Origin of the sequence: Actinoplanes sp. NPDC023936 (assembly GCF_040639325.1) — a bacterium.
Classification (GTDB): domain Bacteria; phylum Actinomycetota; class Actinomycetes; order Mycobacteriales; family Micromonosporaceae; genus Actinoplanes.
The window spans coordinates 55016-68101 of record NZ_JBEZZR010000001.1 but is presented as its reverse complement, the minus strand read 5'-3'; the positions used below and the strand labels follow the sequence as shown (position 1 = coordinate 68101).

At 72.0% G+C, this 13086-nt stretch carries 9 protein-coding genes; 3 read left to right on the top strand and 6 right to left on the bottom strand.

The window, feature by feature from the left end; all coding sequences use genetic code 11:
• The first annotated feature begins 712 nt into the window (after nt 1-712).
• The 3 genes from AB0F72_RS00325 to AB0F72_RS00315 all read left to right on the top strand — a co-directional run bounded on the left by AB0F72_RS00325 (nt 713) and on the right by AB0F72_RS00315 (nt 5051).
• Nucleotides 713-1909: a thiolase family protein gene (locus AB0F72_RS00325; protein WP_360422702.1), complete on the top strand. Its 1197-nt coding sequence runs from the start codon at nt 713-715 to the stop codon at nt 1907-1909.
• Complete coding sequence (locus AB0F72_RS00320) at nt 1906-3966, top strand: 3-hydroxyacyl-CoA dehydrogenase NAD-binding domain-containing protein (protein ID WP_360422699.1); 2061 nt, start codon at nt 1906-1908, stop codon at nt 3964-3966. Before AB0F72_RS00325 ends, AB0F72_RS00320 begins: the two co-directional genes overlap by 4 nt.
• Before the next feature lie 128 nt (nt 3967-4094).
• The gene (locus AB0F72_RS00315) at nt 4095-5051 is read left to right on the top strand and encodes a hypothetical protein (RefSeq protein ID WP_360422696.1); all 957 of its coding nucleotides are present in this window, start codon (nt 4095-4097) and stop codon (nt 5049-5051) included.
• Between the two features lie 28 nt (nt 5052-5079).
• On the opposite strand, the gene AB0F72_RS00310 is transcribed toward AB0F72_RS00315, so the two are convergent.
• Genes AB0F72_RS00310 through dxs form a run of 6 tightly spaced genes read right to left on the bottom strand, consistent with a single transcriptional unit; the run spans nt 5080 to nt 12980 of the window.
• Nucleotides 5080-6252, bottom strand: coding sequence for a HAMP domain-containing sensor histidine kinase (locus AB0F72_RS00310; RefSeq protein WP_360423782.1), 1173 nt, complete (start codon nt 6250-6252; stop codon nt 5080-5082).
• Nucleotides 6253-6293: 41 nt separating this feature from the next.
• Nucleotides 6294-6968, bottom strand: a complete 675-nt coding sequence (locus AB0F72_RS00305; RefSeq protein WP_360422693.1) for a response regulator transcription factor — start codon at nt 6966-6968, stop codon at nt 6294-6296.
• Between the two features lie 9 nt (nt 6969-6977).
• The gene (locus tag AB0F72_RS00300; RefSeq protein WP_360422690.1) at nt 6978-8267 is read right to left on the bottom strand and encodes a PQQ-binding-like beta-propeller repeat protein; all 1290 of its coding nucleotides are present in this window, start codon (nt 8265-8267) and stop codon (nt 6978-6980) included.
• A 50-nt stretch (nt 8268-8317) separates the two neighbouring features.
• Complete coding sequence (locus tag AB0F72_RS00295; protein ID WP_360422687.1) at nt 8318-9685, bottom strand: PQQ-binding-like beta-propeller repeat protein; 1368 nt, start codon at nt 9683-9685, stop codon at nt 8318-8320.
• Nucleotides 9686-9710: 25 nt separating this feature from the next.
• Nucleotides 9711-11006, bottom strand: coding sequence for a PQQ-binding-like beta-propeller repeat protein (locus AB0F72_RS00290; RefSeq protein WP_360422684.1), 1296 nt, complete (start codon nt 11004-11006; stop codon nt 9711-9713).
• A 48-nt stretch (nt 11007-11054) separates the two neighbouring features.
• Nucleotides 11055-12980 (bottom strand): 1-deoxy-D-xylulose-5-phosphate synthase, encoded by a 1926-nt coding sequence (gene dxs / locus AB0F72_RS00285; RefSeq protein WP_360422681.1) that lies wholly within the window; start codon nt 12978-12980, stop codon nt 11055-11057.
• Nucleotides 12981-13086: the final 106 nt, after the last annotated feature.

The following is a 13086-nucleotide window of genomic DNA, read 5'->3' as shown; positions in this document are numbered from 1 at the left end:
GCGCTGGTAGCCTGCGCCGGCTACGGCTCGGTTGTGTGAGCCGTAGCTGAGAGCTGCAAACCAGCCGCCATACCTGCGCCGGCTACGGCTCGCCGCACCGAGCCGTAGCTGAGCGCTGTAATCATGCGCCGTTAGCCTGCGCCGGCTACGGCTCGCGTCGCCGCAATGCCACTTGGAGCACGTGGATCTTGGAGTCGGTGCTGGTGAGCGACGAGTCCGGGGCGATTCGGCCGCCCCTCGCAGCCGGACGACTACCCCTGGATCGTCACCGGGCGTGCCGGCATCCGGGGTAAAGCCGGCGCTTTCCGGAAAGCCGCGGACGTGGGAGGCCCCACAGAATGCCGCAGGCCCCGTAACGCTCCCCGCGGACAGTCACCCATCGTGACGCGGGCTGGCTCGACGAGGCCGCCCGGACGCAGAGGCGTCGCCGGGCCCTCGTGTCGCCGAGTCCTCGCGTCGCCGAATCGCCGCGTCGCCCAAATCGCCGCGTCGCCGAATCGCCGCGTCACCCAATCGCCGCGTCGCCCAATCGCCGCGTCGCCGGGTTTTCGTTCGTCCGGGCGGCTCAACGGCACTGACCTCGGCTTTCCCGCCACCGGCACGCGAAATGGAAACAGGCCTGTGACGTTTTCGCGATGCGGTGGCACGCTCTAGTTACCGGCGAGTAGCATTCGGGGCACGCTTTGGGTTCACGCCCGCAAGGAGGCTTGCTGTGCCCCGTGAAGTACGCGAGGTCGTCTTCGTCGACGGCGTCCGCACCCCGTTCGGCAAGGCGGGCGGCATGTATGCCGAGACCCGCGCCGACGACCTGGTGATCCGCTGCATCCGAGAGCTGATTCGGCGGAACCCCCAGCTCCCGACCGACCGGGTGGACGAGGTCGCCATCGCGGCCACCACCCAGACCGGCGACCAGGGCCTGACCATCGGCCGCACGGCCGCGCTGCTGTCCGGCCTGCCGAAGACCGTCCCCGGCTACGCCATCGACCGGATGTGCGCGGGCGCCATGACGGCGGTGACGAACGTCGCCGGCGGCATCGCGATGGGCGCGTACGACATCGCGATCGCGGGCGGCGTCGAGCACATGGGCCGGCACCCGATGGGCGAGGGCGTCGACCCCAACCCGCGGATCCTCGCCGAGAAGCTGGTCGACCCGTCGGCGCTGGTGATGGGCTCGACCGCGGAGAACCTGCACGACCGGCTGCCGCACATCACCAAGGAGCGCACCGACCGGTACGGCTTGAACTCGCAGATCAAGACCGCCAAGGCGTACGCCAACGGCAAGCTCCAGCCGGACCTGGTGCCGGTGGCGATCCGCAGCGCCGAGCAGGGCTGGGGCCTGGCGACCGTCGACGAGGCGCCGCGCGAGACCTCGATGGAGAAGCTCGCCACGCTGAAGACCCCGTTCCGCCCGCACGGCCGGATCACCGCGGGCAACGCCGCCGGCCTCAACGACGGCGCGACAGCGGCCATCCTCGCCGACGAGGCGACCGCCCGTGAGCTGGGCCTGCCGGTCGCCATGCGGCTGGTGTCGTACGGGTTCGTCGGCGTCGAGCCGGAGATCATGGGCTACGGCCCGATCCCGTCGACCGAGAAGGCCCTCAAGAAGGCCGGCCTCACCATCGACGACATCGGCCTGTTCGAGCTGAACGAGGCGTTCGCGATCCAGGTGCTGGCGTTCCTCGACCACTACGGCATCGCCGACGACGACCCGCGGGTCAACCCGTGGGGCGGCGCGATCGCGATCGGTCACCCGCTCGCCTCCTCCGGCGTGCGGCTGATGACGCAGCTGGCCCGTCACTTCGAGGAGCACCCCGAGGTCCGCTACGGCCTCACCGCGATGTGCATCGGCATCGGCATGGGCGGCACAGTGATCTGGGAGAACCCGAACTGGGAAGGCGCTGGCAAGTGATCGAGAACCCGAACGAGGTAGTGACCAAGGCGCTCGTCCGCCTGGTCAGCGTGCCCGGCCTCGACAAGAAGGCCGCTCTGATCACGCTGGACAACGGCTTCGACCACAAGAAGCCGAACAGCTTCGGCCCGGCGGGTCTGAAGTCGCTGGACGAGGCGATCACCACGGCGACCGCGGCGGAGCCGGCGTTCATCGCGATCACCGGTAAGCCGTACATCTTCTGCGTGGGCGCGGACATCACCGGCATGCCGCTGATCAGCTCCCGTGAGCAGGCCGTTGCGCTGGGCGAGCTCGGTCACCGGGTGTTCGCGCGCCTGAGGAACAGCGAGATCCCGACGTTCGCGTTCATCAACGGCGCGGCGCTCGGTGGCGGCCTCGAGGTCGCCCTGCACTGCCACTACCGCACGGTCTCCGGCGGCGCGGCGGCGCTCGGCCTGCCCGAGGTCGCGATCGGCCTGATCCCCGGCTGGGGCGGCAGCCAGCTGCTGCCGAACCTGATCGGCGTGCCGGGCGCTGCCCAGGTGATCCTGCAGAACCCGCTCACCCAGAAGACGCTGCGCCCGAAGCAGGCCCGCGAGCTGGGTGTCGCGGACGCGCTCTTCGAGCCGGCCGAGTTCCTCGAGGACTCGCTCGCCTGGGCGGCCGGCGTGGTCAAGGGCGACGTCACGGTGGAGCGTCCCGAGGTCGACAAGGACATGTGGGACGGGGTGCTGTTCTTCGCCAAGCAGCAGCTCGACGAGAAGCTGCACGGCGCGGTCCCGTCCGCGAACAAGGCGCTGGAACTGCTCGCGCTCGCCAAGGAGTCGTCCTTCGAAGACGGCACCGCGGCCGAGACCGAGGCGCTCGCTGACCTGATCATGGGTGACGAGTCGCGTGCCAGCCTGTACGCGTTCGACCTGGTCCAGCGCCGGGCGAAACGCCCGGTCGGCGTGCCGGACAAGTCGCTGGCCCGCAAGGTCACCAAGGTCGGCATCGTCGGCGCCGGTCTGATGGCGTCCCAGCTGGCCCTGCTCTTCCTGCGCCGCCTCCAGGTGCCGGTCGTGCTCACCGACCTGGACCAGGCGCGCGTCGACAAGGGCGTGGCCTACGTCAACGAGCAGATCGACAAGCTGGTCGGCAAGAGCCGGATGGACGAGGGCACCGCGGCGAAGCTGCGCGGCCTGATCAGCGGCTCGGTCGACAAGTCGGTCTTCGCGGACGCCGACTTCGTGATCGAGGCGGTGTTCGAGAACCTCGACCTGAAGAAGCAGATCTGGGCCGAGTTCGAGAAGATCGTCTCCCCGGAGGCCATCCTCGCGACCAACACCAGCTCGCTGTCGATCACCGAGATGGCGGCGGACCTCGCGCACCCGGAACGGGTCGTCGGCTTCCACTTCTTCAACCCGGTCGCGGTCCTGCCCCTGCTGGAGATCATCAAGGGCGAGCAGACCGACGACGCGACGCTCGCCACCGCGTTCGAGGTCGGCAAGCAGCTGAAGAAGTCGTCGGTGCTGGTCAAGGACGCCCCGGCGTTCGTGGTGAACCGGGTGCTCACCCGATTCACCAGCGAGGTCTTCAAGGCGGTCGACGCCGGCACCCCGCTCGACGTGGTCAACGAGGCGTTCGACCCGCTGGGCCTGCCGATGCGCCCGGTCGCGCTGCTGCAGCTGGTCGGCCCCGCCGTGGCGTACCACGTGGGTGAGACGCTGCACGCCGCGTTCCCGGACCGGTTCGTGGACTCGGCCAACCTCAAGAAGATCGTCGACCTCGGTCAGCCGCTGCTCGTCGACGACGAGATCAACCCCGAGGTGGCCAAGGCCCTGGTGCTCGGCGACAGCCCGCTGACCGCCGACGAGGTACGGCAGAAGGCCCTCGACGCCCTGGCCGAGGAGATCCGCATCATGCTCGACGAGGGCGTGGTCGCGGAGGCGCAGGACATCGACCTGTGCATGATCCTCGGCGCGGGATACCCGTTCCACCTGGGCGGCATCACGCCGTACCTGGACCGCAGCGGCACCGCCGAGCGGGTCACCGGCAAGCGCTTCCTGCGCCTCGGTGTGGCGAACGTCCCCGCCTGATCCGGAAGCGTCACGTGAGGAGCCCCCGCCGGTGCGGGGGCTCCTTGCTGTCACCCGGCTGTGAGAATCCTCCTGGGCAGACCGCAAGACCCTCGATAAGCTGCGTCAACCCCGATCATGGAGTTTTGATGTCGCAGCCACCTTACGGCCCGCCCAACCCGGATCAGCCGCCCTACGGCTCGCCCAACCCGGATCAGTCGCCCTACGGGCCGCCGAACCCGGACCAGTCGCCCTACGGCCCGCCGTCCTACGGGCCGCCGGCTTCCGGCCCGCCCGCCTCGGGTCCGCCCGGATACCCGCCCGCCTCCGGCCCGCCGGCCTCGGGCCCGCCCGGATACCCGCCGCCGCCCGGATACCCCGCGCCCGGCCAGCCGCCCTACGGCCAGCCCGGCTACGGCCCGCCGCCCGGATACCCGGCGGCGCCGCCGCCGAAGAAGTCCAAGGTCCTCCCGATCGTGCTGATCTCGGTAGCGGTCTTCCTGGTACTCTGCATCGGCGGTATCACCAGCCTCTACCTGATCGGCAAGGACGCGGTCGAGGACGCCCAGAACACCATCGACTCGGTCACCACCAGTGAGCCGACCACGGGCACCGCGACGAGCGACCCGCAGCCGACCGAGAAGGCCTCGACCATCACGATCGTCGAGCCGAAGACCCTCGGCGGCCGCCCGAAGCTGACCGACGGCCAGTTCGCCGGCATCACCAAGGAGCTCGAGGACGGGCTCGCCTCCGGCTACCCCGGCAGCAAGTCGTTCGGCGCGTTCTACGGCAAGATCGAGAAGCAGGACATCGTCATCGCGATCGGCGTCGAGACCGACGTCCCGGATCCGAAGTCGGCGCTGAACGGCACGTTCGCCGGCATCGGCATCGGCGGCCTGGAGGTCAAGAACCTCTCCGACGCCGGCACCGGCGACCTCGGCGGCGAGGCGCAGTGCGGCACCGCCAACGCGTCCGACATCGACGTCGCGGTCTGCAGCTGGGCCGACGAGGGCAGCATCGGCATGGTCATGTGGTACTTCAAGACCGCCGCGAAGGTGAAGACCGAGTTCCCGAAGCTCCGCGCGCAGATCGAGAAGAAGAGCTGACCGCGCGCCGCGCCGGCCCGGGACGCGATCAGGGCCGGCGCGGAACGCTCACGCTGGCCGTCACGACCGGCGTGGTGTCGGCGGCCGGCAGGGTCACGGTGACCTCCAGCCCGCCGCCCTCCTGCGCGACGGCGGAGACCGTGCCGCCGTGCGCGTCGCAGACCGCCCGGACGATGGAGAGCCCCAGGCCGGAACCACGCGACCCGGTACGCTCCCAGCCGCCCCGCTGGAACGGCTCGAACAGCCCCGGAACGTCGGCCGGCTCGACCTCGTAACCGGTGTTGCCGACGATGAGCCGGGTCTGCCCGTTCACCGACTCGGTCCGCAGCCAGAGCCGGCCGAGCAGGTGGTTGTAGCGGATCGCGTTCTCGATCAGGTTGCCGGCCAGCCGGTCCAGCAGGCTCGGATCGCCGACCACCGGGGCCGGTTCCAGGTCGGTGGTGACGTCCAGTTTCAACCGCTCGGCCTCGGCCTTCACCGCGGAGAGCGCGTTGTAGACGCTCGTCGCCAGGTCGGCCGGGACCTTGCGGACCAGCCGCCGGCCGGACTGCGCCTCCGAGCGGGCCAGCACCAGCAGCGCGTCGACCAGCCCGTTCGCCCGCTCCGAGGCGTTGCGGACCACCTTGGCCATCCGGCGGTACTCGGCCACATCGGCCTCGTCGTCGCTGAGCGTCACGTCGATCTCGGTCCGCATCACCGCGAGCGGCGTCCGCAGCTCGTGCGAGGCGTTCGCCACGAACCGTTTCTGCGACTCGAACGCGGCCGCCAGCCGGTCCAGCATCGCGTCGAACGTGCGCGCCAGCTCGGCCACCTCGTCGTCCGCTCCGGAGTAACGGATCCGCTGGTCCAGCGTCTCCTCGCCGAGCCGCTGGGCGGTCTGGGTCACGCTGTGCAGCGGGCGCAGGGCACGGCCGGCCACCGCGTACGCCCCGGCGATGCCGATGATGCCGATCGCGGCGAGCGCGCTGAAGCCTTTCACCAGCAGTTCCCGGGACGCCTGCTCGACCATGCCGGTCTGCCAGGCCAGCGCGTCCCGGGTGCTGCCGTCGTTCAGCGTCACGGTCGAGCCGGCCCGCAGCTCGTCGACCGGGTGCAGCGACTCGCTGACCAGCAGCCAGGCGAGCAGCACCAGCACGGCGCCGGCCCCGACCAGCAGAATGCCGTTGAGCAGGGTGAGCCGCAGGCGGAGCGTGGGGCGCATGCTGAGGCTCAGCGCCCGGCGTTTCGTGCCGAGGTAGACGGTCACGAGGCCACGACCGGCTCGGGCACCCGGTAACCGGCGCCGACCACCGTCTCGATCAGCGGTGGATCGCCGATCTTCTTGCGCAGCGTGTTGATGGTGACCCGGACGGTCGTGGTGAACGGGTCGGTGTTGGCGTCCCAGACCCGCTCCAGCAGCTCCTCGGTGGACACCACCCCGCCGCGCGCCTTGACCAGCTCCTCCAGGACGCCGAACTCCTTGTTGGTGAGCTCGATCGGCACGCCGCCGCGGGTCACCACCCGGCGGGTCTGGTCGAGCACCAGGTTGCCCACGGTGAGCACCGGGGGCGCGGCCGGGGTGGCCCGCCGGCCCAGCGCCTGCACCCGGGCCACCAGCTCCTCGAACGCGAACGGCTTGGCGAGGTAGTCGTCGGCGCCCAGCTCCAGGCCCTCCACCCGGTCGGCGACAGTGCCGCTGGCGGTGAGCATCAGCACCCGGGTCAGCGCGCCCGAGGCGACCAGCTCGGCGCAGATCTGGTCGCCGTGCATGCCGGGCAGGTCCCGGTCCAGCACCACCACGTCGTACCGGGTCACGTAGGCCATCTCGTGGCCCTGCAACCCGTCGTACGCGACGTCGACAGCCATCCCCTTGCGGCGCAGCCCGCGGGCGATCGCGTCCGCCAGGTTCCGCTCGTCTTCCACCACCAGCACGCGCATGACCAAAGCCTAATCAAGCCGCCAAACGCCGACCGCGGCGTCGAGGCGGCGGCAGACGAGCGCGCCGGCGGCGAAGTGGCAGTCACCGGCGACCCGGTCGGCCACCCCGGACACCCGGATCCGCATCCGGCGCATGTCGAGCACCCCGTACCAGACCCGGTCCTCGCCGGGGACGACCCGCCGCACGTACGCGGTGTCCGGTTCCGGCCCCGGCCCGCCGCTCTGCCAGCGACCCGCCTCGCCGAGCACGTCACCGGTGGCCGGGTCGAGCACGAAGTGCTCCGGGAACGCGGTGCCGGGCAGCCCGGTGACCAGGTAGCCGCCGACCCGCTCGGCGTAGTTCCACCGGTCCGAGGACCAGCGTTCCCGGCCGGTCCGCGGGTCGATCACCATGATCCCGCGCTGCGGCAGGAACGCGCAGATCAGGTCGCCGCACGGGCTCGGGTTGCGATACCAGCTCAGGTTCACCCCGCTGTGCCAGCGCTGCCGCAGGCCCTCCGCCGCGTCGTACCCGGTGGTGCCGTCGCGGCGCGCCCCGATCAGCGCCATGTCGCCGGCCGGCCAGAGCGAGAGGGTCTCCGGGCCGCGCTCCGGGATGTTCTGCGTGGCGCTGAGCCGGCCGGTGCGGGTGTCCCAGGCCAGCAGCCGGCGGTCCGTGGTGAGCTGGTAGAGCCAGTCCGGGTAGCCGCCGCCGTGCGTGGACGGCGACATCACGTCGCCGGCGGGCTGGCGCACGCTCCAGCGCACCTCCCCGGTCGACAGCTCCAGCCCGCGCCACCAGAACCCGGTGCCGTCCTCCTCGCGGACCAGCGCCAGGCGGTCGGCCGCGGAGACGCCCTCGACCAGGACCGGGCGCCGCCACACCGGGTCCGGATCGGTCGCCCGCAGCGCTATCGCGCCGAACCGGGAGGTCCGCTCGTTCAGGACGCTGAGCAGCAGCATGTCGCCGGCGGCGGCCACGTCGAGGATCTCGCCGGTGATGGCGACCAGGTGCCAGGAGAGCAGTCGTGCGTCCGGCAGCGAGAGGGACCGGACGACGCGGACGCCGGGAGGCATCTGCCGGCCGATCACGTAGAGCCGGTCGCCGACCACCCGGAGCACGTCACCCTGCGCGGCCGGCACGATCGCCGGCCGCGTGGGCGGGTCCGGTCGGACGGCCCCGCCCAGGCCGGCCGCCAGGATCACCGAGAGGATCGCGAGCAGCACACGGGACGGCACCGGCGGCGCCTCGGCCGGGACGGCCGGGGCCAGTGACTCGCCGCGCGGCACCTCGCCGAGATCGATCAGCACAGGGCTCACACCGGGCTCCCCGCACTCGGGGACTTCGCCTCAGTGTGCCTCGTGAAGGGTCAGATCCGGTACGCCCAGACGCCCAGTCCGTGCTCATCCCGGCAGACCACGTGCCGCTCGTCCGCCGCGCAGTCGGCGCTCTCCGTCTCGGCGGCCCCGAGCACCCGCACCTCGGCGTGCCCGGGCAGGACCACGCCGAACAGCGGCCGGCCGCCCTCATGGTCGCGCCGCAGCACCAGCGTCTCGTCCAGCGACCGGCCCGGCGCCGACCGGACGAGCGAGTCCCAGCCGGTCAGGTCGGCACGGGTCCGGCCGGTGAGCGGGTCGGCCAGCCGGATCGGCAGGTCGGTGTCGGCCCGGGTCTCCAGCACCGATCCGGCGCGTACCTCCAGGTCGGTCTCCGCGGTCACCGGCCAGGCCGGCTCGCCGGTGGCCGGGTCCAGCACGGACTGCTCGCCGCGCGGCCCGGAGCAGATCACGCCGATGCAGACCGGGATCTCGCCCGGCGCCTGCGGCAACCGCTGGTCCCAGAGCTTGCGCAGCGTCCGGACGTCGTAACCGGACTGCCAGCCGGCCTGCTCGTAGCCGACCAGCGCGACACGGCCGGCGACCGCGCCGCTGGACGGGCCGGCGCCGTCCCGCTCGGGCAGCGTGGTCTCGGCGAGGGTCTCCCCGGTCGCCCCGGCGAGCAGGGTGAGCCGCTGCGACGAGGTGATCAGGACGGCGGCCGGGGCGCCGGCAACCGGGTCGACGGTCACCGAGCCGCCGGGTGTCGCCGTCCACCGGGTCTTGCCGGTCACCAGGTCGACGCCGCGTACCTCGGTGCGGATCGGCGGCTCGGTGTGCGGCACGCCGGTGGCCGAGAAGTAGAGCGCGCCGGGATCGCCGGAGGCCTGGTCGTACTCGGTGCCGGGACGGAACACACGCTCGACCACGACGCCGGTGGTACCCGAGTCCAGCAGCGTGAGCGAGTTCGTCAGGCTCCACCGGATCCGCCCGGTGGCGACGTCCAGAGCGGTCGTGGTGTACCCCTCGGAGACCAGCACCGAGTCGGCGGCCTGCTGGATCGTCACCCCGCCGAACAGGCCACGGCCGACCTCGTACTCGGCGCCGATCGGCACCGCGGTGGTCCAGATCGGCTCCGGTTCCGGGTCCAGCCGCCAGGCGGTCAGCTCCCGTTCGATGCCCCGCGACGAGGCGGTGTAGGCGTTGCCTCCGGCCAGCTTCAGCGGCATCTCGACGACGTCCATCGGCCCGGCCAGTCCCAGGTAACGCCAGCGGACCGCGGCGCTGGGCGCGGCGCCACCGAGCGTGACCAGCAGGACCGCCGCGATCAGCAGGCCGGCGTGCCGGTACCGCCAGGGCGGCGGGCGGCGGGCCGCTGCCGGGCTGGGCTCCGGGACGCGGTCCAGGTCGATCAGCGTCACACCGAAACCCTTCACCTGTACGTGGTCAGCCGGCTCCCGTCTCGGTCCGGTAGGCCCAGACGACCAGTTCACCGACGGACGACCGGCAGACCAGTCGTTCCGGGGCGGACTGGCAGCTGCCGGTTCCGGCCGGCAGCTCCGCCAGCAGCCGCGGCCGCCGGGTCTCCGGCGCCGCGATCGCGACCATGGTACGCGTGCTCGTGGAGGCCTCCCGCGTCACCAGTAACTCCCCGTTACCGGGACTGCCCGGCACCAGGTCCCAGCCGGACAGGTCCACCAGTGTCGCCCCGGTCTCCGGGTCGGCCAGCGCGACCGGGTCCTGGCCCGCGTACCCGACCAGGGCGGTGCCCTCCTGCTCCACGGTCCGCCAGTCCCCGCGCTGCCAGCGGCCGTCGCCGGTGGCGGGGTCGACGGCGCGGACGCCGTACTGGCCGATCAGGCAGGCGAGCAGGCCGCACGGGACCAGCCGGTCGGTGCCCCGCGCGGTCGTGCTCCACAGCGGCCGCAGATCCGCCGGGTCGTAGGCGGAGATCGCGGTCCCGGAGGGTCCGGGATGCCGCAGCAGCAGCGTTCCGCCGGCGACCACCGGGTTGTCCGGGTCGTAGTCGGCGGCCGGCAGCTTCCGGGAGGCCAGATGCCGGCCGTCCGCCGTGTCGTACAGGTCGGCGAGCTGGTCGTCGCCGATCAGCAGCATCCGGGGCTCGGTGTCGGCCGGGCCGGGCACCCCGAGCAGCACCGCGGTCCGGCGCAGATGGATCTGCCAGCGGACGTCGCCGATCGCCGGGTCGATCACCTGGACGGTGTTCTCCACCCGGCGGCCGGGGCCGGAGCTGGTCCGCACGTCGTCCACCGCGAACAGCGGCGAGGTGCCGGCGAAGCTGATCACGTTGTGCTGGTTGCGCCACTGATGTCCACCGGTGGAGAGCGACAGGGCCGTGGTGCCGACCGCGAACCGCCCGAACGGCCGCAGCAGCAGCATGCCGGCGGCGGTGCGCAGCCGGGAGACCTGCATGTCCTGCCGGACGCTCCACCGCAACTCACCGCTCTGCAGGTGGTACGAGCTGAGGGTCGCGCCGGTCTGGGCCAGCAGCCGGCCGCCCTCGGTGATCGCGTACGGCTCGCCGGGTCCGATCGGGATGCGCAGCAGCGGGGTGAGCACGGGCGCCCGGCGCATCGGCGCGGAGGCCCCGGCGAGCAGGAGCACGAGGACGGTCAGGAGCGCCGGGGCGAACCAGGGCGACGTGGTGGGCCGCCCCGGTCGCTCGTACGTCTCCGGTTCCCCGCGATCCAGCCCGAGATCGATGACGACTGGCTCCCCCATGCATCCAAAGTAACGGTTACATAACGAGATCGCCCGTCGGCCGACCGCTCAGACCGTGGCCGGCGCCTCCCCGGCCGGAGCGGTGTCCAGACGGGACACCGTCTCGGTCACCTCCCGGGCGATGTCCTGCGCGGTCAGGCCCAGCGCGGTGAGGATCTCGGCACGGGTGCCGTGCGGGTGGAAGCCGACCGGCACGCCGAAGTCGCGCAGCGGCACCGCGACGCCGGCGTCGCGCAGGGCGCTCGCCACCGCGTCACCGACGCCACCGGTACGGACGCCGTCCTCCAGCGTCACCACGAGGCGGTGGCCGGCGGCCAGGCCGGTCAGCTCGATCGGCACCGGGCGGACCCAGCGCGGGTCGACGACCGTCACGCCGTACCCCTGCTCGGCGAGCCGCTCCGCGGCGTCCAGGCCGAGGCCCGCGAACGAGCCCACCGCGACGAGCAGAATGTCTTTTCTCTCGTCCTCGCGCAGCACGTCGATCTGGCCGACCCGGCGCAGCGCCGGGGTGGCCGGGGCGACCGAGCCGGTCGGGAAGCGGACGATCGTCGGGCCGTCGTCGACCGCGATCGCCTCCCGCAGCTCCTCGCGCAGGGTCTCGGCGTCCCGCGGCGCGGCGATCCGCAGACCCGGCACCACACCGAAGACGCTCATGTCCCACATGCCGTAGTGGCTCGGCCCGTCCGGTCCGGTGATCCCGGCCCGGTCCAGCACGAACGTCACCGGCAGCCGGTGCATCGCCACGTCGAGCAGCACCTGGTCGAACGCCCGGTTCAGGAACGTGGCGTAGACCGCCACCACCGGGTGCAGCCCGCCCATCGCCAGGCCGGCCGCGCTGGTCGCCGCGTGCTGCTCGGCGATGCCCACGTCGTAGGTCCGCTCCGGGTACTTCTTCGCGAGCGCGGCGATGCCGGTCGGCTCGGCCATCGCGGCGGTGATGCCCACCACGTCCGGCCGCTCGTCGGCGATCCGGACCAGCTCCTCGGAGAAGACCTTCGTCCACTTCAGCGACGGCTTCGCGGTCAGCGCGCCGGTCTGCGGGTCGAACGCGCCCGGCCCGTGCAGGCAGTCCGCCTCGTCCTGCTCGGCGGGGAGGTAGCCGTAGCCCTTCTTGGTCACCGCGTGCACGATCACCGGCGCGTTGAAGCCCTTGGCGCGGCGCAGCGCCGACTCCATCGCCTGCTGGTCGTGGCCGTCCACCGGGCCGATGTATTTCAGGCCGAGGTCCTCGAACATCGGCTGCGGGCTGACCGCGTCCTTGATGCCCTTCTTGACCGCGTGCAGCACCTCGAAGACCGGCTTGCCCACCACCGGCGTCTGGCCCAGCGCGTCCTTGACCAGGTCGAGCACCTTCTCGTAGCCCGGGTTCAGCCGCAGCGTGGAGAGGTGGTCGGCCAGGCCGCCGATCGTCGGCGCGTACGACCGGCCGTTGTCGTTGACGACGATGACCAGCCGGTTCTTGGTGGCGGCGATGTTGTTCAGCGCCTCCCAGCACATGCCGCCGGTGAGCGCGCCGTCGCCGACCACGGCCACCACGTGCCGCTCCTCGCCGCGCAGCGCGAACGCCTTGGCCAGGCCGTCCGCGTAGGACAGGGCGGTGGAGGCGTGCGAGTTCTCGATCAGGTCGTGCTCGCTCTCGGCCTGGCTCGGGTAGCCGGTCAGGCCACCGCGCTGGCGCAGCAGGTCGAAGCCGTCCTGGCGACCGGTCACCATCTTGTGCACGTACGACTGGTGGCCGGTGTCGAAGAGAATCTTGTCACGTGGGGAATCGAAGACGCGGTGCATCGCGAGGGTCATCTCGACCACGCCGAGGTTCGGACCGAGGTGGCCGCCGGTCCGCGACACCTTGGCGACGAGGAAGTCACGAATCTCGGCCGCGAGCAGGGTCAGCTGCTCCGGGGTCAGTCGCTTGAGATCACCGGGCTCGGTGATGCTCGCCAGCAGGCCGGCCGGGGTCGAGGGGGAGTCGCTCATGAGGGAGCAGTCTATCGGTGCTCCGCCGTGGCGCACCTTACGCGAACGGCCGATGCCGATCCTCCACACAACCTCCACATCCTCGCAACCGGCCACCCCGGCTGGC